Annotated in this window: 22 protein-coding genes; 9 read left to right on the top strand and 13 right to left on the bottom strand. The window is 70.9% G+C overall.

What is annotated here, in order from left to right; translation table 11 throughout:
• Positions 1–27: 27 nt before the first annotated feature.
• From OG780_RS00515 to OG780_RS00495, 5 genes are all read right to left on the bottom strand, one after another.
• Entirely contained in the window at positions 28–513 is a 486-nt protein-coding gene (locus OG780_RS00515; RefSeq protein ID WP_328443506.1) for an ATP-binding protein, read from the bottom strand.
• A 228-nt stretch (positions 514–741) separates the two neighbouring features.
• The gene (locus OG780_RS00510) at positions 742–1788 is read right to left on the bottom strand and encodes a hypothetical protein (protein ID WP_328443504.1); all 1047 of its coding nucleotides are present in this window, start codon (positions 1786–1788) and stop codon (positions 742–744) included.
• A gap of 194 nt (positions 1789–1982) precedes the next feature.
• Positions 1983–2972, bottom strand: coding sequence for an RNA-guided endonuclease InsQ/TnpB family protein (locus tag OG780_RS00505; RefSeq protein WP_328443502.1), 990 nt, complete (start codon positions 2970–2972; stop codon positions 1983–1985).
• An 87-nt stretch (positions 2973–3059) separates the two neighbouring features.
• Positions 3060–4505, bottom strand: coding sequence for an NF041680 family putative transposase (locus OG780_RS00500; protein ID WP_328443500.1), 1446 nt, complete (start codon positions 4503–4505; stop codon positions 3060–3062).
• Positions 4506–4625: 120 nt separating this feature from the next.
• On the bottom strand, positions 4626–4871 hold the full coding sequence (locus tag OG780_RS00495; RefSeq protein WP_328443498.1) for a helix-turn-helix domain-containing protein: 246 nt from the start codon (positions 4869–4871) through the stop codon (positions 4626–4628).
• Positions 4872–5291: 420 nt separating this feature from the next.
• Here OG780_RS00495 and OG780_RS00490 point away from each other — a divergent pair, with 420 nt between their 5' ends.
• Both OG780_RS00490 and OG780_RS00485 read left to right on the top strand, forming a co-directional pair.
• The gene (locus OG780_RS00490) at positions 5292–5909 is read left to right on the top strand and encodes an RNA polymerase sigma factor (RefSeq protein WP_328443496.1); all 618 of its coding nucleotides are present in this window, start codon (positions 5292–5294) and stop codon (positions 5907–5909) included.
• On the top strand, positions 5906–6970 hold the full coding sequence (locus OG780_RS00485) for a CU044_5270 family protein (RefSeq protein ID WP_328443494.1): 1065 nt from the start codon (positions 5906–5908) through the stop codon (positions 6968–6970). The genes OG780_RS00490 and OG780_RS00485 overlap by 4 nt, the downstream gene beginning before the upstream one ends.
• 281 nt (positions 6971–7251) lie before the next feature.
• On the opposite strand, the gene OG780_RS00480 is transcribed toward OG780_RS00485, so the two are convergent.
• Positions 7252–7983: a DsbA family protein gene (locus OG780_RS00480; protein ID WP_328443492.1), complete on the bottom strand. Its 732-nt coding sequence runs from the start codon at positions 7981–7983 to the stop codon at positions 7252–7254.
• 337 nt (positions 7984–8320) lie between these two features.
• Here OG780_RS00480 and OG780_RS00475 point away from each other — a divergent pair, with 337 nt between their 5' ends.
• Positions 8321–8833, top strand: coding sequence for a DinB family protein (locus tag OG780_RS00475; RefSeq protein WP_443062287.1), 513 nt, complete (start codon positions 8321–8323; stop codon positions 8831–8833).
• Positions 8834–9031: 198 nt separating this feature from the next.
• On the opposite strand, the gene OG780_RS00470 is transcribed toward OG780_RS00475, so the two are convergent.
• On the bottom strand, positions 9032–9433 hold the full coding sequence (locus OG780_RS00470; protein WP_328443488.1) for a hypothetical protein: 402 nt from the start codon (positions 9431–9433) through the stop codon (positions 9032–9034).
• Positions 9434–9706: 273 nt separating this feature from the next.
• On the opposite strand from OG780_RS00470, the gene OG780_RS00465 reads away from it, so the two are divergent.
• Both OG780_RS00465 and OG780_RS44465 read left to right on the top strand, forming a co-directional pair.
• The gene (locus OG780_RS00465; protein ID WP_328443486.1) at positions 9707–11677 is read left to right on the top strand and encodes an Ig-like domain repeat protein; all 1971 of its coding nucleotides are present in this window, start codon (positions 9707–9709) and stop codon (positions 11675–11677) included.
• A gap of 136 nt (positions 11678–11813) precedes the next feature.
• Complete coding sequence (locus tag OG780_RS44465; protein ID WP_443062085.1) at positions 11814–12029, top strand: DUF2071 domain-containing protein; 216 nt, start codon at positions 11814–11816, stop codon at positions 12027–12029.
• A gap of 89 nt (positions 12030–12118) precedes the next feature.
• Here OG780_RS44465 and OG780_RS00455 read toward each other — a convergent pair whose 3' ends face one another.
• The 4 genes from OG780_RS00455 to OG780_RS00440 form a co-directional block, all read right to left on the bottom strand.
• On the bottom strand, positions 12119–13858 hold the full coding sequence (locus OG780_RS00455; protein WP_328443484.1) for a hypothetical protein: 1740 nt from the start codon (positions 13856–13858) through the stop codon (positions 12119–12121).
• Positions 13859–13892: 34 nt separating this feature from the next.
• Complete coding sequence (locus tag OG780_RS00450; protein WP_328443482.1) at positions 13893–15455, bottom strand: serine/threonine-protein kinase; 1563 nt, start codon at positions 15453–15455, stop codon at positions 13893–13895.
• The gene (locus OG780_RS00445; protein WP_328443479.1) at positions 15452–17212 is read right to left on the bottom strand and encodes a PqqD family peptide modification chaperone; all 1761 of its coding nucleotides are present in this window, start codon (positions 17210–17212) and stop codon (positions 15452–15454) included. Before OG780_RS00445 ends, OG780_RS00450 begins: the two co-directional genes overlap by 4 nt.
• 112 nt (positions 17213–17324) lie before the next feature.
• Positions 17325–17600: a hypothetical protein gene (locus OG780_RS00440; protein ID WP_328443477.1), complete on the bottom strand. Its 276-nt coding sequence runs from the start codon at positions 17598–17600 to the stop codon at positions 17325–17327.
• Between OG780_RS00440 and OG780_RS00435 the strand changes: the two genes are divergently transcribed.
• Together OG780_RS00435 and OG780_RS00430 are read left to right on the top strand one after the other, a co-directional pair.
• A complete protein-coding gene (locus OG780_RS00435; RefSeq protein WP_328443475.1) occupies positions 17587–18591 on the top strand; it encodes a hypothetical protein in 1005 nt (334 codons plus the stop codon). The genes OG780_RS00440 and OG780_RS00435 overlap by 14 nt on opposite strands.
• A gap of 779 nt (positions 18592–19370) precedes the next feature.
• A complete protein-coding gene (locus OG780_RS00430; RefSeq protein WP_328443473.1) occupies positions 19371–19793 on the top strand; it encodes a hypothetical protein in 423 nt (140 codons plus the stop codon).
• Positions 19794–20110: 317 nt separating this feature from the next.
• On the opposite strand, the gene OG780_RS00425 is transcribed toward OG780_RS00430, so the two are convergent.
• A complete protein-coding gene (locus OG780_RS00425; RefSeq protein ID WP_328443471.1) occupies positions 20111–20560 on the bottom strand; it encodes a spore-associated protein in 450 nt (149 codons plus the stop codon).
• A 340-nt stretch (positions 20561–20900) separates the two neighbouring features.
• Between OG780_RS00425 and OG780_RS00420 the strand changes: the two genes are divergently transcribed.
• Positions 20901–21083 (top strand): peptidoglycan-binding domain-containing protein, encoded by a 183-nt coding sequence (locus OG780_RS00420; protein ID WP_328443469.1) that lies wholly within the window; start codon positions 20901–20903, stop codon positions 21081–21083.
• A gap of 131 nt (positions 21084–21214) precedes the next feature.
• Complete coding sequence (locus tag OG780_RS44460; protein ID WP_443062084.1) at positions 21215–21724, top strand: hypothetical protein; 510 nt, start codon at positions 21215–21217, stop codon at positions 21722–21724.
• Between the two features lie 90 nt (positions 21725–21814).
• On the opposite strand, the gene OG780_RS00410 is transcribed toward OG780_RS44460, so the two are convergent.
• Positions 21815–22066, bottom strand: a complete 252-nt coding sequence (locus OG780_RS00410) for a hypothetical protein (protein ID WP_328443467.1) — start codon at positions 22064–22066, stop codon at positions 21815–21817.
• Positions 22067–22217 lie beyond the last annotated feature (151 nt).

Raw genomic sequence — 22217 nt, 5'->3', positions numbered from 1 at the left:
GCGTAAGGGGGGCGGGACAGCTACGGGTTACCGAACCGAGGCAGTCGTCGGCGGTGCACGATGCGGGCCGCTGAACGGGGTGACGGTCAGAGTCGCGTGCACCGTCTTGCCGCCGAGCGCGGGAACTGTCGTGATCCTTCCTCCGAGGCCCTCGATGAGGGGGAGCCCGAATCCACCGTGCTCGCCCGGAGTGCTGGACGTCTCCGGCAGCGTCTCGCCGTGGTCGGCGACGGCGACGTCCAGACGGCTTCCGTGCAACGTGAGCTTGAGGGTGCAGGGCTCGCGTGTGTGCCGGATGGCATTGGTGACCAGTTCGGAGACGATGAGCACCACATTGCACATGCGCGAAGCCGGAGCCACGTACGCGGCCAGCCATCGGGCGGTGATCTGCCGCGCCACCTGCGGGGTGCGTAGCCCGTAGGGCAGGGCGACGGTCAGCTGATGGTCGGCAACGGGGCTGGGGCTGCGGGTTGGATCAGTTAGGGGTGCCGGAGCCGCTGTGGTGACGGGCATGGCCGGTGCCTCCTCTCCGGAGGGGCGTGTTGTGGCTCTGTCAGTGATCCGGAGCCGTAGCCGTCCTGGATGGCGCGAGAAACGACGCTGTTGGGCCAGAGCGGCTGAAAGCAGCCCGGGCCGCCACTGTGCAGGGCACATCGGTTCCCGCGAGGACCGCCGTGCACTTCGACGATCACGTCAAAACTGCCATGCACTTAGAGGAACCGCCGCACCCTCCGGTGCCCGTCAGCGCGAGGCGGCCGCCCGCAACGCCCACTCGTGTGCCGCCGCGGTACGAAGAGCCGTCTCCAGGTGACGGACCTCGTCCGACAGAGGATCATCACTGCCGAAGACACGGTCGGCGAGCCCGGTGAGCGTGTCACCGTCGTCGGATGTCGGGGTGAACAGCACGCTGTACAGCGCGTCGCAGCTCTCGGGCTGGGCCTCGTCCGCCCCTACACCGGTCCAGACATCCGCGCACCGAAGCTGCAGCAGCGTGATGAACGACCGCAGGACCTCCCACTGGACGTCCGGGTCCGCGCTGGCGTGCAACCGTGCCCGCAGGTCGGCATACAACTGCGGCAGGCCCAGGCCCAGCACGCGTGTACCCGCGTACGTCCACAGCGCCGATCCGGTGCCGGAGCCGCAGGCCTCCCAGCGGGCGTCCCACAGCAGACGAGCAAAAGCGGCGCGCGCCTGGCCGCCGTGCAGGGAGATCCCCAGGATCAGACCGCCGTTGCAGTCGACCGAGGCGTGGTTCTCGCCCCACGTGACGAGCCGCTCCAGCCACGCCGGGTCATCGGTCTTCGGGGCGAGGACGGGCAGGAACTCGGGGAACAGCGCGGCCCCTTCGTACTTCTCCAGCGACTCGGCGATTACGCCCCGCAGCTCCTCGCACGGCAGATGCAGCAGGCCAAGGCACGCGTCCTTCGACACGTCGTACGAGCCGTCGACGTGCTCCCACAGCAGGGACGTGGCCGAGGCGTACCCCAGACGGCCCACGGCGTGAAGCACGCCGGACGGCACACTCTCACGCAGCCGGCCCCCGACGACCGTCGCCTCCAGCAGGCGCGCGGCCAGCCGCCGGTCGCCGTGACGGGCAAAGACCGGCACCAGCGCACTGTGCGCGGCGGGCGCCGACAAAAACAGCGGCAGGAGCGCCTCCGCATCGGCTGAGCCGCCGTGCCGGAGCACGGCCTCGGCGGCCATGGACTCCCACTGCCACGCCACCCCCGGGGCGTCATCGCTGGCGCATCGGTCGAGTATGGCCTGCGTGGCCGGGAACAGCGTCAACGTGGCAACCGCCTCTGTGTGAACAACACCGCCGCACATCATGGCCGAGGCCGTTCACGCGATGCCACGCAGTTTCCGCACCTTGCCGACTTGGCTCGCCCGCCTTGCTGCTTCCGACGCCGAAGCCGGACGAAACCCCGGGCGCTGGGCACCGCGCCGATCGGCATCCAGGGCAAGTTGACATCCTCCCCCTCTTAAAAGAGGGGGATTCCAACCCGGCTGGGTTGAGGTTCACGGACGCTCGACCGCTGTTCGGGCGGTGTCGTCCCTCCGGCACCGGCTGAGCGCCGGGGGCGGGGGATCCCGCCCTGTCCTGCCGCGACGTTGACTGCTGCGTTGGTGTCGGCGTTGCAGGTGAAACCGCAGGAGGAGCAGACGAACTCGGCTTGGCTCTTGCGCGAGTTCTTGTCGATCCAACCGCAGGCACTGCAGCGCAGACTGGTGTAGGGGGCGGGGACGTCCTCGACCCGGCCCGGGGCCTTGTGCCCGGTGCGCCGGCGGAGCAGGCCCCAGCCCTGGGCCAGGATGACCCGGTTCAGCCCGGCCTTCTGCCTGACCTGCTTGCCGGGCTGCTCGGCGGTTCCCCTGGCCGAGCGGGTCATGTTCTTGATGTTCAGCTTCTCGAACCGCACCAGGCCATAGGTACGGGCCAGCATCGTGCTGGTCTTCTCGCACCAGTCCTTGCGCCGGTCGGCCTCACGCGCTTTGAGCCTGGCCACCTTGGCGTACTCGGCACTCTTGTGCTCGCTTGCCTTCGGGGCGCGAGCGGCGCGCCGCTGGTGTTTACGGACCTGCGCTCGTTCCTTCACGGTGAGCTGCGGGCAGTTCAGCTTCCGCCCATCGGAGAGGGCGGCCGTAATATTCACGCCCCGGTCGATACCGATGACCTCGCCCGTGCCAGGCGCGGCGACCGGTGCGGGGATGACCGCGAAGGCGATGTGCCACCGGCCGTTGCGGTAGGTGACGCGGAACGTCTTCGCGGCGGGCAGTGCGGTCCGGGTGAGGCGGAAGCGGACCCAGCCGCAGCCGGGCACCTTGACCCGAGCCCACCGGCGGTTGAGCCTGTGCACCACCACGGAACGGGCCATGACCTGCCTGCCGGTCTTCGCGTTCAGCTTCGGCGAACCGTCCTCGGTCAGCTCCGGGACGCGGTCGGTGCCGATGACACGAAAGCCCTCATGCACGAACTTCTTGCGCCAGGTCGGCTCACCGAACCCGGACGTGAAGCGGGCGTTCCTGGCCTGGGCGAAGTCCTTCAGCTTGTTCTTTATCTACCAAGATCTTCCAGGTTTGCCGATGGCCTTGAGAGTCTCGGGACGTTTGGCGGTTTTGCCGACGTCGTAGCGGGTGGCGGGCCGCCGGTTCTTCGAGCCGGGAGGGCGTCCGGGTCCGGTTCCGGTTGGTTGAGGAACATGGGCGGGGCAGTGCAGGTGTGCGCGGATGTTCCTGAACCCCCGGCGGACCCGGGCTGGGGTGAGGTGTTCGGGCTTGGCCGGTTTTTCCCAGGGCCGGCGGAGTTCGATGGCGAGAGGTCGGGCGAGGCGGAGCTGGGTGTGGGCGACGACCAGGAGCCAGGTCCAGCGGTCCGCGGCTTGGGGAGTACGGACCTTCGGGGTGGTCCATCCGAGTGTCTGCTTTCCGAACCTGAAGGTGTGCTCCAGATCGAATCTCCTGAGGAACACCTGCCACCACAGGTCCACGTCCTCCGGGACGGCGCCGGTCTTCGAGGACCACAACCACACCGGCGGAGCCTGGCGGTCCTTGGATAGGTGCTCGACCTTGAGGCGGACCAAGGTGCCCTCAACGACGGGGAGTTCACCGTCGTGCTCCAGCCAGGCCGAACGGTGAGTCAGCCGTGGGTGGACCCGATCCCAGGCCTGGGCCTCTGCCTTGCCGTAGTTGATGGTGTCGGTGGCCGTCACGACGGCCGGTTCGGGCCAGGTCTCGGGCTGGGTGAAGCGGAACTCGGGCCCGTGCTTGGGCGGGCGCCCGCCCCTCGGGGCATAGACACGGGGCGGTTTCGGCAGGCGCATCACCCGGTCACTGCGGATCCGGCCGACCAGCTCGACGGGCAGGTCCCGCAGCACCCAGGCCAGACGGGTGACGTCGTAGCCGGCGTCCATGACGATCGTGATGTCCGGGTCTCCGGTCTGCCACTGGCCTGCCGCGACGAGCCGCTCGACCACGGCTTTCAACTGGGCGGCGGTGACTGCGGTCGCATCATCGGCGGGGCCGAGCCGGACCACGTCCAGGATCGCGGTCCATGACGTGGCCCCGGGTTCCAGGACGGCGACGAAGGAGTACGGCCAGCCCGGGATGAACTGTGACGCCGACTTCGCCCGCCCATAGACGTGACAGAACAGCCTGTCCGCCGAGCATGGCGCATCCGACCGCAGCCAGGGCGACACATCAACCGCCAGCACCAGACGCCTCGCTTCGAACCGGGGCAACCGCAGCCCGGCCAGCACAGTTCGCAGCCGCTCAACATCGATGCGGCCGCGGTTGAGGGCTCCGTACATCGCTCCGTGCCCACGGCGATGCTCGGGCACCAGCGTCAGGTCCACCGGCGAGACAACCGGCCCATCGACACACAGCACCGCGTCGGTCAGTTCGAACAGTTCATCGCCCCGCGCGGTCAAACACTCGTAGAAGTCGGCCCGGAAGCATGACGCTTCCACGAACGCTTCCCGCCGGACACGGCGATGCAGCACACTCATGACAACAGCCTTCGGTTGATCCCGTATCTCTGTGACGGAGCACAGGATCAAGCGAAGGCTGTTGTCATGTCTGGCAAATGCCCAGGTGAACAGCCTAGTTCGAGGCGCATTTCGACACCGCTAGATAAAGAACAAGTTCAGCGCCTGTTGCTGAACGTCCGCGTTCCCACTGCCGAGCCACTCGTTGTCGCGCCGGGCCTCGGTGAGCTGACGGCACTGCTCGGCAAAACCGGGCGCCGACCTACGCCACCTGCGCCAATGCGCATGCTGCTCGACCGCCAGGTTCCACACGTACCGGGCATGCGCACAGTGCAGCAACATCTGCCGCTCCTGCGCGCACGTGGGGTACATACGGAACTTCGCCACGCCGTCACTGTAACGGCGCAATAACGCCATAACAGCGGAATGCTCACATTCACGCTCCGCATTCCCGAAGAACCCCACACCCGGCCCACCGCTCAGCTCAACCGGTCGCCGACCGGCCGCCCCTCGACGCCGAGATCCTGCACCCGCTCGAGATCGCCCTCGACACCGTCAAAGCGACGACGAATCGCCCTGACGGCGATTCCTCTGCCCATGCCCTGCTCCGCAGGGGCTCGCATTCACCCCCGGCCCGAAGACCGGGGCACCCTGCAAGGAGACGAGGTGGCAGATAGAGACAGCTGAACGCCGACGGCCCTGTTCGTCGCGAACGTCCGTCACCTCTGGGGCGTGACGCGCGCCACAGGAACTTCGGGCGAGCCACGGAGAGTACCGAGTGTGAGTCAAAAAGAACCAGCGGAGTCCATGCGCACACGCATACGGGCGGGGGACCGGGCGGCGTTCGCCGAGCTCTACGACCAGTACGCGCGGGCGGTCTACAACCAAGCCCTGCGGCTGACCGGCAACTGGTCACAGGCCGAGGAGGTCATGTCCGAGACGTTCCTTGCCGCCTGGCGCGGCCGGGAGCGGGTCGAGCCGGAGGGCGAATCGCTGGGGCCCTGGCTGCTCGGTATCGCCACCCACAAGGCGCGCAACGCCAACCGGAGCCTGCGCCGGCGGCTCGCCTTCCTCGCGCGCAGCCCGCAGCCGCGTCCCGTGGAGGACTTCGCGGAGGAGACGGCGGGGAGGATCGACGACGCCCGCCGGCTCGCGCTGGTCCACCAGGCGCTGGGCCGGCTGCGCCGCCAGGAGCGTGAGGTGTTCGCGCTGTGCGTGTCGGCCGGGCTCGACTACCGGCAGGCCGCGCAGACGCTCGGTGTCCCCGTCGGCACCGTACGGTCGAGGCTCTCGCGAGCCCGGGCCCGGCTCGCCCGGCTCAGTTCCGGGCAGGACAGCGCGAGGACGGAACCCCCCGGCCCCCGTGGAGAGATGGAGAGTGAGGCCGCGTTCGCGGCCCTGTTCCTGCAGGAGGAGACCCGATGAACGCCGACGGTCGACGGACCGAGGACGCGCTGGAGTTGCTGTCCGCGCCAGCCGAATGGGACCTCCCGCCGGAGCGGCACCTCCACTACAAGGACGTCCTGATGCAGCAGATCGACCAAGACCTCGGCCACACTCCCGCCGCCGCTCCCGTTCCCGCCGCGGTCCCGTCCCCGCGCCGCCGGCTGACGCGTCCGGCCATCCTGGTGCCCCTCGCCTCGGCGGTGCTGGCCGGAGCGCTGGTCCTCACCCTCAGCGGCACAGGCGGCCCCGTCCCCGCGCCGACGGACCGGGCAGCCACCGGCAGCGCCCGCGCCCAGAGCGCCTCGCTCACCCTGAACCGGATCGCCGTCGCCGCCATGGCCAGTGACGCCACGCGGGTCAGGGACGACCAGTTCGTGTACGTCAGGAGCCTGACCGTGTCGAACAAGGGAACGTTCGAAGGGCCCGTGGAACTCGGCGCCCCGCACACGGTGGAGACATGGACCTCGCAGGACCCCCGGCCCCTCAAGACCACCGGCTGGATACGCGAGTCCGGCAAGGACGCCGTGATGCCCGACGAGACGATCCCCATCGAGTCCACCGACGCTGTCCCGGCAGGCATCGACCACCCCACCTACACCTGGCTGTCCTCGCTGCCGACAGACCCCGACGCCCTGCTCACCCGGCTGCGCCGCGACGTCCGCGTGTCCGACGGAGAGTCCAGGGAACAGGCCGTCTTCTCCCTGATCGGCGACCTGCTGAGCCAGACGCTCATGCCACCGCGGAACACCGCCGCGCTGTACAAGGCGGCCGCGAGGATACCGGGCGTCGAGCAGATCCCGGACGCCGTCGACGTGGCCGGGCGGCACGGGATCGCCATCACACGCGAGGACGCCTCCTCCGCCACGCGTGACGAATGGATCTTCGACAAGCGCAGTCTCGCGTTCCTCGGCGCGCGCGGCTTCATCACCCACGACCAGCAGAAGGGCATCACGACCGACACGCTGATGGGCAGCACAGCCGTGCTGCGGCGCGCCGTCGTCGACCGGCACGGCGAGGAGTCCGCGGGGGCCGACAGCTGATCAACAGGGGGCGAACTTGCGGGCCCTGCCGGCCCCCGAGTTCGCCCCCGGCTTGCCGGGGTTCGCGAGGGGCGAGCAGGCCGCCGGCCGGTTTGCCGGGATGCTCGTGCAGTCTTGCCTGGCTTCGCTCGGGAAAACGGGGTCAGGCGCAATTCCGCGAGGACGCCTGTCGGGAAGGCGAGGGATCAGACTCGCTTCCACGGCCCGGCAGTTGCCCCGGAGCGGCCTCTTGCCGGTGGGGAGCACGCCGTCTCTCAGCCGCACCTCGGCGGTGACGTGGATTACAAGGCGGTCTGTTCCCACTCCCAGGGCCTGGCGTGGATCTCCTGCAGCAACTCGGCGAAGGTATCGCCGTCGAAGAGCAGGCCGTTGTACTCCGTCGGGATCCGCCTGTCGTTGATCACGGCGGTGGGCGTCCCCGGCCCGTCGGGATCCTTTGCACCCCCGGCCCGCTCGTACGCCTTCTCGGAGGCGGTGACGAAGGAGCGGTATTTCATGCTCTTGACGGCCGCGTTGAACTCCGGGCCGCGCAACCCCTCTACCTGACCGGCCAGTTCCAGTAGACGGGCATCGGTGTACCCGTCGACGCTCTCCTCGGGCTGGTTGGCGTAGAGCACTTCGTGGTACTCCGCGAATTTGCCCTCCTCCAGTGCGGCCCGCAGTGCGTTGACCGCCTTCTTCGAGCCGCTGCCGCCGAGCCGGTCGTCCAGGAAGGAGGCCAGGGTGTACTCGGTGACTGTCCGGCGGTCGAGCGTCGCTTCCCGCAGCTGCGGGGAACCGCCGGTGGTTTCGAACTCCTCACAGACCGGGCAGCGCGGATCCTCGTACAGGTGCACGGTCACCTTCGCGTCCGGATCGCCCACCAGGATGGTGGTGCCGTCCTTTGCGAGCTTCTCCGGCAGCTTCTCCGCGCTCTCGAACGCGGGTTTGTCTTCGGCCCATCGGTGCCCGCACCCTGTCAGTGTCAGCACTGTGGCCGCGCACAGCACAGCCCACCGCCCCCCACGCACCATGCGCCATCCCCTCCCCGAAGATCAGCGCGACCTTAGATCATCTGTGCGACATGCGCACAGTTCATTTCGTCCGGGGGACCGCGTTGAGGCGTGTCTCTCGCCGAGCGGTCCCTGGGCAGGACCGCGTTCGTGGTGCCGGCTTGTGCGCGTCCGGTGCTGCGACCGCACAGCTTCGCCGGGTTGCGTCCAGGCCACCCGGTGACTCGCAGCCTGGAGGGCCACTCCCGAGGCGGCATCGAGCGATAAGTTGCGACACGAAGAGAGGTCTTCTTGGGCGGCGGCCAAGTTCGATGACCGGTGAGGAGGCTCCAGCGTGAGCGACATCGTGGTCCAGAAGATCGTCCGGCCTGAGCGCGCAGTATCGGGCTCGTGGCTGGAGGTGATCGCCTCGAATCTCGATTACCACCGGGCGACCTTCCTGTGGAAGTGCGAGGGCCTCTCGGATGAACAGCTGCGGCTGCGTCCTGTGCGGTCGTCGGCGTTGAGCCTGCTGGGGCTCATGCGCCATCTGCAGGGGGTTGAGCGTGCCTGGTTCCAGCGGACGTTGGCCGGCACGTCGCCGCGCTTCTTTCCCTATCGGACCTACGTCACCGCTGATGGCGGCGAGTGGTACGACGAGTCGGACGCTACGCCGGCCAGGGACGTCTACGAGGACTACCTCAAGGCGTGCGAGGAGTCGCGGCAGATATTCGCGAAGGTGACCGCCGACATCGCGCGCATCGTGCCGAACCCTGAATTCGGAGACACCGATGTGCGGTTCGTCCTTGAGCACGTGATCGAGGAGTACGCCCGCCACGTCGGCCATGCGGATCTCCTCCGTGAGGGCATCGACGGCGCCACCGGCGAGTAGCCGACCGCCCAGCGGATGCGGGCGCGTTCCTTAGCGCTCGGCGGCCGGCAGGTCCGCGGCCGAGGGACACCTGGCACTACGTCATCCTCACCCATGGACGCCAGACCCCCGCCGAAGCCCAGCGCGCTCCGCGGACCGGCTTGGTCCCGGACCGCCTGCAACAGCCGAACATCCAGACGGACACGCAGGCAGGTGCCGCTACTTCGACAGCTGTTCCGTCAGGTCCTTGACGAGACGCCAGTCGCCACCCTCCCGCTCGAAGACGAACCGGTGGTCACCCATATAAGGCGGAGTCGCCTCCAGCCCACCGCCATGCGTGTCGGACAGATACGGAGTGGTGGTCTCAGTGACGTCCACCGTGAATTGCGCGCCCTTCCTCTCCACCTCGGTCACCTGGGCTCGGGCGTCGGCCTGGTTCCAGACCTTGCCCCGGGGCGGGGCGTACTTCCGCCAGAAGGCATCGGGCGCATCCGCGCTCCGCTGGAAGACCTCCTCGGCGGCCTGCTCGAGAGACTTCCGCTCGGCGGCCGCGGCTTGGTGCTTCACCACCAGCCCGCCGGGCACCGCCACGAGAATCACCGCAGCGGCGGCCGGCCCCACCCTGTACTTCTTCCGCACCTTGCCCCCAGCTCAAGACGCATCGACATATCGATGCGACGATCTGCCGGAGACTAACAACGATCAAACCCCCGCTTCGACGAATCCGCAGGCAGAAGGCTTGATCGCGCATGCGTGGACCGGACGGACGGGGCCCTGCCGGCTTCGCCGGTGCCATGATCTACCCTTCGCTCACTGGCCACACACGCCCCACAGTTCCCGCACATCTCCGGGCGCGTCGGCATTCTCATTCGTTCCGGGGAGTTCGAACCAGCCGTGCGTATGCGCACCCTCACGGCCGCCACCACACTGGCGGTCCTTTTCAGTTCGGCGGTCCTCACCGCCACGCCCGCGACCGCGGACACCACCGCGAGCCTGCCGGTGAAGCAGCCCGTCGACATCGTGGTGGACGGCGTCCACCAGCGGGTCTTCGTCAGCGACCCGAGCAACGGCAAGATCGTCGTCACCGACTACGCGGGGACGGTGGTCCGTCAGCTGACGAACCTGCCGGGCGTCGTGGGCCTGGAACTGTCCGCCGACTCCGGCACGCTGTATGCGGCCGTGCGGGACGCCGGCGCGATCGTCGCGTTCGACACCGCGACCGGCACCGAGACCGCCCGCTACACGGTGGGCGACAGCCCGCTGAGCGTCGCCCTGGCGGGCGGCAAACTGTGGTTCGGCTACGGCGCGTCCGGCGAGGGCAACATCGGCTCGGTCGACTTCTCCGGCGAGCAGCCCGTGGTCACCCTCGCCCAGGAGGGCGTCCTCTGGTACTTCGCCCCGATGCTGGACGCCGCACCCGGCTCCAGCACCCTGATCGCGGGCGCGATCGGGCAGAGCCCGGTGAGCCTGGCGTCCTATGACGTCTCCTCGGGCACGCTCACCCGCACCGCGTACACCAGCGGCACCGGCAGCAGCCTCGGGGACCTCCAGGTCACCCCGGACGGCCAGGACGTCGTCGTGGCCAGCGGCGCGCCCTACCGCCACCAGGTGTTCCGGACGTCCGACCTCACCGCGGACGGCTCCTACGCCAGCGACGCCTACCCCAACGCGGTCGCCATCGCCCCGGACGGCGCGGTCGCGGCAGGCATCTCCGGGGCGCACGAGCCCGACGTGTACGTTTACCGGCCGGGCGGCACCGCATCCGTCCGGGAGTACGACTTCCCGGACACCGACCCCAGCGTCACCGGCGCCGACGAACTCGCCGCCGCGGGCCTGGCCTGGGCGCCGGACGGCTCCCGGCTGTTCGCGGTGACCTCCAACGACTCCGGGGTGTACTCCCTGCGGGTCCTGGAGGCGCCCACCACGCCGACCACCTCGATCACCGTGGACGCCCCGGCCACCGCGACCCGCGCCAAGCAGCTCACCGTCAAGGGCAAGGTCTCCTCCAAGGTCGCGCTGCCCGCCGGCATCAAGCTGACGGCGACCCGCACCGACCTGGAGTCGCCGAGCGGCAAGGCGCTGACCCCGGTGACCGTCAAGGCGGACGGCACCTACTCCTTCGCGGACACCCCGCCCGCGGGCGGCAAGGTCACGTACACGCTGAAGTACGCGGGCGACACCGGCCACACTTCCGGCCACACCTCCGACACCGTCGAGGTCTCGCGCGCCACGACGGCCCTGACGCTGAACAACAACGGCAAGGTCTACGCGTACGGCGCCGACGCGACGTTCACCGCGCACCTCGGCACCACGTACAAGAACCGCAAGGTGGAGATCTGGGCCGACCCGTTCGGCTCGGACAAGCCGAACACGCTGGTGAAGTCCGGCACGGTCAACTCCAGCGGGAACCTGTCCGCCGTGCTGGACCTGAAGCGGGACACCAAGGTCACGGCGAAGTTCCTGGGCGACGCCCGCTACGCGCCCAAGACGGTGACCAGCACGGTCGGTGCCCAGGTCAAGGTGTCGACGTCGGTGAGCGGCCACTACAAGACGTCATACACGTGGGGCCACACCTACTACTACTTCAAGAAGACCAAGAACCCGCTGTTCACCAACACGATGACGGCCTACCCGGGCCGCAAGCAGCGCCTCCAGTTCCAGATCTACTACAACGGCACCTGGTACGACAACGGTTCGAAGTACTTCACGCTGAGCTCCGCGGGCGTGTCCAAGGTGGAGCTGACCGGCGCGCACGACACGGGCTGGCGCACGCGCGTCCGCTCCTCGTACGTCAACTCCTCGTCGGGCGACACCGTGAACTCGACGACGTACGGCGCGTGGAAGTACTTCACCTTCACGAGCTGAGCGGAATGCGGCGCGAGCCGCAGCGTCTGCAACCGGCCAGATGCCGGCGCACATGACCCAGGGCACCCCGGTGCCCCGGTGTGCCCTGGTGTCCATGCCCGCAGTCCGGCGGGCGCGGGTGCCGGGGTCCGGTGGGATGATCACCAACGTGTGCCTCTGCTCGGTCGACACGCACGGCCGCCGCGGGGTCGTCTTCCGGTCCATGGACGTCTCGCGGCTCGTGCCGGTGCTCCTGGGACACCTCGGCTTCCGGCTCCCGTACCGGTTGGTCCCGCGGAGCCGCATCGTCGTCAGAGGTCGGCCGACCGTCCCGGAGCCGGCAGAGCCGGAGTATTTCCTCTCGGCCCGCTAGGCGTGCACAACGCCTTCTCCGGAACCGAAGGAGCCCTGACCCCGGCCGGACCACGGGCGCCTCGGGGTGGGGGAGAGGCTTCCGGACCGTCAGGAGCAGGCGTAGCTGAACGTCGCCTCCGCCTCGGCCGGCCCGGGCTGGTGCACGATCCGCAGGCGGGCCGTTCCTCGGAAGCTGCCGGGGCCGCGGACCGTCCAGCGCAGGTGCACGGTGACTCTGCGCTCGCCCCGGCGGGCCGTGCGGACCAGCTCGCCGGAGTCGTGGCCGTCGCTGCGCAGCCAGTGGTAGGTCACCGGGCCGCCACGGCCGTTTGTGGTCACGACGCCGACCAGATCGGCGGTCTGTCCGCAGTGCAACCGCCCGACGGGCGCCCGGACTTCGACGGCGGTGACCGTCGGAGCGGGGGAGGGGCGCAGCAGCAGCCACAGGAGGACGGCCGCGGCGGTCAGGAAGGCCGTCGTGGCGATCCAGGCCCGCCGTCTGCGACGGCGGGGGCGACGGTCAGGCGGTACGGGCGCGGTACGCCACTGGGCGCGCAGGACGTCCTGGTCCTCCAGGGGGATGCCGGGGCCGAAGCGCAGGAGGATCTCGCCGTCGTCTTCGCCTTCGCCGGTCGGGGGTGGCGTCGTTGCCTCGGCGGGTGCTGCTGCCAGGGGCCCGGCGGGTGTCGCTGTGGGGGTTCCGGCGGGGGTGCGGTTGCGTTTGCCGAGGAGGGTGGCCTGGTCGTCAGAGGCGGCGGTGGAGCGGGGCTGATGCGGGGCCGAGCGGGTGCGGCCGGGCAGAGTGAGCCGCTCGTCCGGCACGGTGTGCCTGGACCTGTCCCCTTCCAGGACCATGCTCTGGGCCCCGGGGCCCATATCTTCGGCACTCGTGCTTCCGGCACCTGCGTCCCGGGCATCCGCACCTCCGGACCTTGCGCTCTTGGACTCCGCGCCCTCGGACCCCGCGGCTTCAAGGCCGACAACGTCGGAACCGGCGGCTCGGGAACCGGCGACGTCGGAACCGGGGACTTCGCTTCCCCCCTCCCAGGGGCGCACGCGCTGGACGCCCACCCCCGTCCCATCCGCCGCCGTCGCTGCCGCGGTGCCCCCCGAAGCCGCCGCGGCCACCGCCGCACGCAGCTCCGTACGCCGCAGAAAACCCTCCGGAAGCGCCGCGCGCCCGGCGACCAGTGCCGCCCGGGCCGCCGCAAGCCCCTCGGAACCGGCGGCGGCGCAACAGCGCGCGAACACAGCGGCCGCGGGGGTGCCGGGAGCCACCCACGCCTCGCCGAGGGTGCGGGCCAGACCTGCCCAGGCCGCGACGTCCGCCGCACGGCGCGCGGAATCCGCCACGCCGCCCAGCGTGTCGCCCAGCACGGTGCCCAGCGCGGCCTCGGCGAGCAGGGCGACGCCGTCCGGGGCAAGGACGACGGTGTCCGCGTCCAGCGTCCCGTGGACGAGACCGGCCGCATGCAGGGCGAGCAGAGTCTGCGCGGTCTCGTTCAGGACACTGGCCGCGCTGCCCGCGTCGGGGCCCGCCCCGCCGGTCAGCAGGTCCGCAAGGGTGGGAGCCGGTGGCCGGGCGGTGATCAGCCACACCTCCCCGGACTCCGCGACGAGGTCGACCGTGCCGAGCACCCCGGGCAACCGGAGCCTGCCCACAGCGAGTACGGCCGCCGCGAGCCGCTCGCGCGTGCCCTGCGGCGCGAGCAGGGCACGGTCGATACGCAGCGCGCCGAGCACCGGCCCACCGGACTCGACCGGGAGCAGCGCGTGCCAGGTGCCGTGGCGGGCGTCGCGCGACCAGCCCGACAGGGTCCGCCCGGCGACGGTGGTGGCTGTCGTCATCTCGATCCGTTCTCGTTCTCGCCCGGTACGGCGCTCAGCACGGCGGCGCGTCCAGGGTGGCCGTCTGCGGTCCGTTCGCGGCCGCCGGAGTGCTGGTGAGCGTGACCGTCCAGGTGCCCCGGCACGGGTGGTTGGCGAAGTCGGCCACGAAGGTCACGGGGTAGTGCGTGCTGCCGGACAGCTCCTGGGTCTGATGGCCGTAGGGATCGGCGGGCGTGTCCACGTAGTAGTCGGCCGTGACGCTCACGGGCCCGGTGCCCATCGTGTCGACGGTGACGGCGGCGACCAGCGTGCCGGGGGTCTGCCCCCGCTGCCAGGAGCCGATGCTGATCGTGACCGTGCCAGGTGCGGGAGCGGCCGGGCTCGCGGCCGTCGGCGTGGGGGACTTCGCCGGCGGGGCGGCGCTCACCGTGGGGGCGGGGGAGAGCGCCGGGCTGCCCGAGGGGGTGGTGGTCGGGGTGGTGTCGGCCGTGGGGGAGGCGCCGGTCGCGGACACGGACGGTGAAGAGGCTTTCAGAGTGGGCGAGTTGACGCCCGAGGGAACCGAACTGGCCACCGTCGTCGACGTGTCGTGCGGACGGGCCGCCACGGACGTCACCCCGCCCGCCACGAACGCCAGCGCGGCCGCCCCGACGGCGGCCTTCCATCCGCTCCGCTTCACCCGGCCGAGCAGCGTCAGGGCCTGAGCCGGAGCTTCGAGGCTCGCCGTCGCGGTGAACGGGAACAACAGGGCCAGCAGCGCGGTGAGTTCGGCGAGCCGGCGGCGCCCGCGCTCCTCCCAGCCGGCGCCGTACCCCTCGACGGCGGACCGCTCCAGATCGGCCAGAAAGGCCTCGATGCCCGGACGCTGGGCCGGCTCCTTGGACAGCCCCCGGCGCAGCAGACCGCGTACGGGAGCGGGTACGTCCTCCAGCGGGACGGGGGCCCGCAGGTGCTGCAGACGCAGCGCGGCCACGTCGTCGCCGGTGAACGGGCGGCGCCCGGTCAGGCACTCGTGGAACACCGCCGCCGCGGCGTACACATCGCCGGCCGGTCCCGCCGGTTCGCCCTGCCACTGCTCGGGCGCCATGTAGGCGGGCGTGCCGACGGCCTCGGTCGCGCGTCCCGTGCGTACGGCGATCCCGAAGTCGGCGAGCGCACTCGTGCCGTCGGCGCGGACCAGCACGTTCTCCGGCTTGTAGTCGCGGTGGACCACCCCGGCAGCGTGGGCCGCGCCGAGGCCCAGCAGCGAGCCCTTGAGCAGGACCAGGGCGGCCTCGGGGCCGGTCGCCCCGTGCCGGCGCAGCAGTTGGCGCAGGCTGACGCCGTCCACCACCTCCATCACGATCGCGGCACCGCCGCGCGCCTCGACGTACTCGTACAGCCGCACCACGCACGGGTGCCGCAGCTCGCCCAGCAGCCGGGCCTCCGCGCGAAAGCGGGCGAGGAACTCCCGGTCGCCGCGCAGGCGTTCACCGAGGTACTTGACCGCCACCGGCACCCCGGTCGCGGTGTGCCGGGCCAGGACGACCCGCCCGCCGGCCCCCTCGCCGAGCGTACGCACCTCTTCGTAACCGGACACGGCCCACGGGCCGGGTCCGCCGGTGTCCTCGCTCACGCCGTTCCCTCCATGGCCGCGCCCATCGCCGGGGCCGGTGCCGCACCCCGTGCGTCACGCCGGCGCCGCACCCGGCGGGCCAGCCACCGCACCGGCGCGGACCACACCGGGAAGGCCACCAAAGCGACCACGACGACCTCGACGACCGTGGTCCACGCCGGGGACAGCCACCCCTCCAGCAGGCCGCCGATCCGGGAGCGCCAGGCCAGCAGGGCCAGGACGAGGAAGCCGTACGTGCCGACGACGACCGCGAGGCCGTACGCGGCCATACCCGCCTGCCGCGGGCCGGGCCGGCTGCCCGCGCGCAGGTCCTGCCACAGGCCCGTGCGGAAGTACGCGCTCGCCTCCTCACGCAGCCGCGGCACCCGCAGCGCGTCGGTCAGGGCCTGGTAACCGTCCAGCGGCATCAGGGGGTTGAAGTTGTAGAGCGTGTTCAGGTAGAGCCCGAAGGCGAGTTGGAACAGGACGGCCGAGGCCGCTCCTGCGGGCAGGAAGGCCGCGCCGGCCGCACACCAGCCCGCCAGCGCCGCCGTCGACAGCGGCCCGGACAGCGCGACGACCACGCGCGACCAGCGGGTGCCGAACCACATGTCGCTGGTGTCCACGAACGCGAACGGCATGCCCATCATGAGCAGGAACCCGCCGCGCCGGACCTTGCGGCCGTACGACGCCACGGCCAGCGCGTGTGTCAGCTCGTGGACGACCAGGGCGGACACGTAGCCGGCGGCCAGGAGCACCGGGCCCCACACACCCGCCCCGCCGAAGTCCAGCAGATGCTGTCGGCCCTGCGCGGCGAAGAAGGCGACCGGCCCGCCGGCCACCGACAGCCAGACCAGCGTCACGCCGGTCCGGGTGAACAGCCGCCAGCCGAAGGCCTGGTAGAGGCGGGTGACGGCCCGGTCGAGGCCGGGGACGGAGATCTCCAGCTTCAGCAGCGCCCGGTACACGGCGTGTCCCGCGCGCCGCCAGCCCGTCCGCTCCGTTTCCTCGGGACGGCCGGGCAGGCCGCGCAGCAGTCCCGCGTCCGCGAACGCGGCGAGCGCCGCCTCGATGCGCGGGAGGGCGAGTTCGCCGTAGCGGTCGGCGTAGGCGAACAGCAGGTCCCGTACGGTGTTCTCGCCGTCGACGGCGTTCCAGAGGAAGACCTCGCGCTCGTCCAGCTCCAAGTACCTGCCGGTGCGGGTGTTGTTCAGCACCCAGCGGGCCTCGCCGCGGTCGGCGGGCAGCTGCTTGAGCGCCCAGCCGGAGCGGCGGCGCGGGCGCGCGGTGAGCGGGCCGTTCGCCTCTGGTGCCGCCTCCTCCTGCGCGGCGGTGGGGAGTTGGGTGAACTGGGTGCCGACGACCTGGGTGCGCTGGCCGATGTGGGCCTCGCGGGGCTGTTCGAACACCAGACGTACGTCGCCGACGGACAGCTCGGTGCCGTCGGCGAGGTGGGCGGCACCGCCGTGCAGGTCGACGCCCGCGACGGCCGTGCCGTTGAACGAGTCCAGGTCCTCGATGCGGAAGCCCGACTCAGCGCGGACGATCCGGGCGTGGCGGCGCGACACGCTGGCGTCGGCCAGAACGACATCGCTGTCCGCGCCCCGGCCCAGCGTGGTGACCGGGCCGGTGAGCGGGACGAGCAGGGCGGGGTCGTCGAGACCCCGCAGGTGCGGCGCGGCGTACGACGTCGGTGCCGTGCCGCGGCGCAGGGTGCCGCAGTGCAGGCAGTACGGGAAGTCGCGCCGCACGTGGACGCGGCAGGCGTGGCAGAGCATGCGCCGGCTCAGCCCGCGGAGCCGCTGAGCGACGTTCCGCCGGAGAAGCCGCCGTCGGTGTCGGGCGCGGAGGGCGAGAGGCGGGTGGAGATGCCGTCGAGGCCGGGGGCGCTCACACCGCCGCGTACGCGCTCGGCACCACCGAGGATGCCCGCGCGGCCCCCGCCGCCTTCGCCGCCCCCGCCGGGTTCCCCGCCGCCACCGGGCCGGCGCCCGGTGTTCTCCTGACTGCCGCCACCACTGCCGTCACCGCCACCGGGTTCTCCACCACCGCCACCGGGCCGCCGACCGGTGTTCTCCTGGTCGCCACCGCCACCCCCGCTGCCGCCCTCGCCGCCGCCTTCGCCGCCCCCGCCGCCACCACCGGAACCCCCGTGACCGGAGCCACCGTCACCGGTTCCGCCGCCGCCTTCGCCGCCGCCACTGCCGCCGCCTTCGCCGCCGCCACTGCCGCCGCCTTCGCCGCCGCCACTGCCGCCGCCTTCGCCGCCGCCACTGCCGCCGCCTTCGCCGCCGCCTGGCCGACGTCCGGTGTTCTCCTGGTCGCCACCGCCACTGCCGCCGCTGTCTCCGCCGCCGCCCTCGCCGCTGTCTCCGCCGCCGCTGCCGCCGTCTCCGCCGTCTCCGCGGTCGTAGATGCCGCCGTGCCCGAAGTGGCCAGCGTCGCTGCCACCCTCACCACCGAAGCCACCCCCGTGACCCCCGAAGTCACCGAACCCGCCGCCGCCTCCGAAGCCGCCGTCACCGAATCCGCCGTCGGCACCGCCGCCTCCGAAGCCGCCGTCACCGAATCCGCCGTCGGCACCGCCGCCTCCGAAGCCGCCGTCACCGAATCCGCCGTCGGCACCGCCGCCTCCGAAGCCGCCGTCACCGAATCCGCCGTCGGCACCGCCGCCTCCGAAGCCGCCGTCACCGAATCCGCCGTCGGCACCACCGCCCCCGAACCCGCCGCCGCCGAATCCGCCGGTACCGCCGTCACCGAACCCGCCACCGGCACCGCCAGTACCGAATCCGCCGAAGTCACCCATGCCGCCATCGGAACCCCCACCGACATGCCCCCCGAGCCCGCCGAGGTCCGTCCCGGCCTCGTTCTCGAACCCTCCGCGGTCACCGAACTCACCGAACCCGACGCCCACATCGACCGGCGACTCCTGGCCGAGCCCCCCGCCGAGCAGGCTCTGGGCGCCGGTGGCAGAGACGTCGAAGCCGCCGGCGCCCTCGTGGCCGTCGACGGAAAGGGACAGGTCGGGCGTGTGGTCGACGGAGGCAGGATCCCCCGACACATGGTCGGTGGGAACATCCGGAACGTCGTGGTGTGCCAACGCGTGTGCCGCGCTCCCGAAGAACAGGGACGACTTGGACAGGCGCGGGTCGAGTGAGGCCGGTCCTCCGGCGGTGCCGGACTCGACGCGCAGGGCGCGGAGTTCGCCGACCTGCGCGGGTGTCAGGCCCAGTCTTCGGGCCACCTCCTCGGTGTCACCGTCGAGCTCGGCCCTGAAGGCCGGGTCGACGGCAAGGCGGGTCATGGCATCGCGAAAGGCGTTGTCGGTCATGTCCTCGGGTCTCCGTGGGTCTGCGTACGCTGCTGATGATCCCGGCGGAGTCGAGGATCCCCCTGGCCGAAGGCACCTGCTATTTCCGGCCATCCCCACCGATGCCTGTACGGACGGTTATAAGGGGCATGGCATGGCCCGCGCAAGGCTGGGAGCAGTGCACCCCGCCGAATATGCCTCCGGAAAGAGGCGGTCACTTCGGACCGAGCACCGATCGAATACAGCCACCTGTGAGGCCGCCTGAACTGCCCTGCTTCCCTGCCTCCACGTTGCGGCAGGACGGGGCGGGATTCCCCGCTCCCGGCGATCAGCCGGTGCCGGAGGGGCGACACCGCCCGAACAGCGGTCGAGCGTCCGTGAACCCCAACCCAGCCGGGTTGGAATCCCCCTCTTTAAGAGGGGGAGGATGTCAAGTACAAGAACTGCAAGGTGGAGATCCGGGCCGATTCGTCCGGCTCGGACAAGCCGAACACGCTCGACGACGCACGACGCACTTCACCTCACGAGCAGAGCCGAACCGCAGCATCCCGCCGCCCGCCGGGTGAGGGTGGGATGATCCTGTCCTCTCCGGTACGCATGGCGACGCCACGTCCGCCGGATCGCCGGTGACCGACGAGGAAGACGAAGGACCGATGACGCTGAACGTGGGCCAACGGGTGCGGCTGGCGGCGGACCTCCGGCTGGCCGGGCCGGTGACCCCGGCCGGGGAGCCCCCGGAGGAGACGGGTGCCTTCGCCGCCTCGCTGGCCCTGGCAGCAGGCATCGAAGGCACTGTCGAGCGTGTGGACGAGCACCACCGGCAGCAGAGCCACGAGGTCCGTGAGTACCTGCGTCTCAAGTCGCTCCTCGACGACTTCGGCCACCAGATGCCGCCGGTGAGCAGAAAGCAGCTGGAGGAGCAGGTGGGGGCCCTGGAAGAGCAGTGGGCCGCCTACCAGCGGCAGATGCTCCGCGTCACGGTCCGCGTCCGGCTCGACAACGGATTCGTCCTCGACGACGTCCCCGAGGAGGCTTTCGCCTCCGCCTGACCAGGCATCGGGCCGCTCGCTTTCCGTTTCCGTCTGGTCGTGAGGGCTCGACCGCTGGTTCCGGTGGCGCCCAGGCAGATGAGGCCGCCGTCGATCGGACAGCCCCGGTCGGCAGACAGGACCTGGCTCCTGTGGCACGGGCTGGGACACCTGCTCGCCCCGGCAGGACTCGGTGAGTCTGCCGGAGCGAGCCGGGCCGAGTGCGTTCCCGCGCGGTGACCGGGCTGCGGGGTGCCTGCCCGATCACCGCCGGCCCTCCGTACCCGGGTCAGGGGAGAGGGCGGCGCTGGAGCGTGGCGGCCGGGAGGAGTGGCGGGTCAGCGGGTGAAGGTGACCCGGTGCTCCTTGAAGGCGGCGCAGTTGGAGCCGGTCACCTGGACGTACACGTTGTTGATCTGGCCGCCCCAGTCGACGCAGTGGCCCTTGCCGTACACATAGGCCGGCCCCGCGTACGAGGTGTACCGCCCGTAGTCCTGGGCGCCCTCGTCGGTGTCGGGGACGTAGATCCATGTCGACATGTCCACGGCGGTGCCCGGGTTCTGACGGATGGTCGCGACGCAGTTCTTGCCGTTCGACGCGTTGTACGTCAGGTAGACAGTGCCCAGGGAGCCGACGGGAGCGGAGTTCACGGTCTTGTAGGCGCTTCCGCAGACCTTCTGCGGCGTGGTGTTGGGTGCGGCCGAGGCGGGCGCCGCCAGAGCGGTCGTGGCCCCCAGCGCCAGGGTGGCGAAAGCGGCCGCCGTCAGAACGGAACGGTTGAATCGCATATTTCCCCCTTGTGATCTTTGGAGATGTTTGCTCCTGCCTTATGCGACTCGCGGGACGCCGGAACGGTTGTGCATCGGCCGCAAACTCCCGGTCCGCCGAACGAAGTTCCCGGTCCCTCCGACCGAACCACCGGCTCCGGGACCGTACTTACCGCCCCCGCCCCCGCTTGCCGGGCCGAACGCGCCTGCCCTGCCCGGCGACGGGTGCCTCACACCCGCCCCACGATGCCTGAGCTGCCTGTTTTCGGCGCAGTCGAATCTCGTGGACGGTGGCCGTGTTCACACGCACGCTTACTTTCATCACGACCACCCCGGCGACAACAGCAGTGCGGTCAAGCAGGTGCAGTGCCTCATCGACTTCTACAGCAAGTACGCGGACTGGCTCGACGTCGATGGGGACTACGGCCAGGCGACCCTGCGGGGCGTCTACTGGGTGCAGACATGCAACGGCACCACCGGCGGCATCGTGGGCCCCAGCACATGGTCCCGCCTCTACACCCCCAAGCCCGCCTGCGCCCTGTAGAAGCGACCTCCCGTTCCACCGCCCGCCTCCGTCTTCCGAGGCGGGGGCGGGCCGGCCGCGAACACCGCACAGGAGGATCACGCGATGACGGACACGGACCCGCATTCCGCAGGCCCCCGAGGTCAGACCCCATGCCGTCCCCAGTACCCCGACGCGTGATCCTCGGCGCGCTCGGAGCCGCCGCGTTGAGCGTGGTGCCCCACCCGCCCTCAGCGGCGGCCTCGGCCGTGGCCGTGTACACGCTGCTGTCCCGAGCCGCGTGGGGCGCGGACGGGACACTCCGGTACGCGGACGGTACGGAGATCTGGCCGCCCGAGTACTACCCGGTCCAGACCCTCACCGTGCACCACACCGACGACGGGAGCAGCGATCCCGACCCGGCCGCGGTGGTCCAGGCGATCTACCGCAACGACACGGTCGGCAAGGGCTACGGCGACATCGGCTACCACGGTCCTGCGCGACTCGGGACTCACCGCCAGCCACCGGCACGCGAACACCGTCCTGCCCACCCTGACCCCGGTCGGTGCGGCGCTCCTGCGCCTCCCCGACCAGGACCGCTGCAGCCCCCTGCAGAACAGCTGACGGCCCAGCGGCACCGGTACGGGGCGCCGGCCAGTGCCTGGCGTCACCTCCGGCCGTGACCTCAGTCAGTGAGACGGTGTCGGCGACGATCACCGTCCACGACCGTCGAAGCGCAAGAAGCACAAGGTCCAGGTGGGCTCCGCGGGCTGTCACCGTACGGCAGTGGCCCGGGGATTGACCTCACAGCGATCGATCTCGTCCACGGGTGCACTGACAACGGCCACCCGGAGCTTCGCTTTGCCCTTCGCAGGCACCAGCACCTGGTCGTAGGTCTCGCTCATGGTGAAGCCGTGTGCGTCCTTGTAGCCGATTTTCACGCCGAAGAGGCCCTCGCGCCCGTTCGGATTCCTGACCTCGACGATCGCGTCCGGGTCGTCCGTGTCCGCGCAGTGTGTGAGCACGACGGCGCCGTCCTTCAGAGGCCGGGGGGCAGCGACGGAGGGGGACGCTGTGGGGGTGGAACTCCCGGTCGGCCGCGAACGCTGCGTGCCGCCGCTCTCACCGGTACTCGGCCCGGAGTCGGCACTGGGTGCGTCAGTCACGCTGCCGGAC

Origin of the sequence: Streptomyces sp. NBC_00386 (genome assembly GCF_036063235.1) — a bacterium.
Lineage (GTDB): Bacteria > Actinomycetota > Actinomycetes > Streptomycetales > Streptomycetaceae > Streptomyces.
Note: the sequence above shows the minus strand (reverse complement) of the source record. Positions and strands in the feature narration are given on the sequence as shown.

Coding starts and splice junctions, on each gene's coding strand:
- OG780_RS00515 (WP_328443506.1), bottom strand. CDS start 513: ATGCCCGTCACCACAGCGGCTCCGGCACCCCTAACTGATCCAACCCGC.
- OG780_RS00500 (WP_328443500.1), bottom strand. CDS start 4,505: ATGAGTGTGCTGCATCGCCGTGTCCGGCGGGAAGCGTTCGTGGAAGCG.
- OG780_RS00490 (WP_328443496.1), top strand. CDS start 5,292: ATGCGCACACGCATACGGGCGGGGGACCGGGCGGCGTTCGCCGAGCTC.
- OG780_RS00485 (WP_328443494.1), top strand. CDS start 5,906: ATGAACGCCGACGGTCGACGGACCGAGGACGCGCTGGAGTTGCTGTCC.
- OG780_RS00480 (WP_328443492.1), bottom strand. CDS start 7,983: ATGGTGCGTGGGGGGCGGTGGGCTGTGCTGTGCGCGGCCACAGTGCTG.
- OG780_RS44465 (WP_443062085.1), top strand. CDS start 11,814: ATGATCACCAACGTGTGCCTCTGCTCGGTCGACACGCACGGCCGCCGC.
- OG780_RS00455 (WP_328443484.1), bottom strand. CDS start 13,858: ATGACGACAGCCACCACCGTCGCCGGGCGGACCCTGTCGGGCTGGTCG.
- OG780_RS00445 (WP_328443479.1), bottom strand. CDS start 17,212: ATGCTCTGCCACGCCTGCCGCGTCCACGTGCGGCGCGACTTCCCGTAC.
- OG780_RS00425 (WP_328443471.1), bottom strand. CDS start 20,560: ATGCGATTCAACCGTTCCGTTCTGACGGCGGCCGCTTTCGCCACCCTG.
- OG780_RS44460 (WP_443062084.1), top strand. CDS start 21,215: ATGCCGTCCCCAGTACCCCGACGCGTGATCCTCGGCGCGCTCGGAGCC.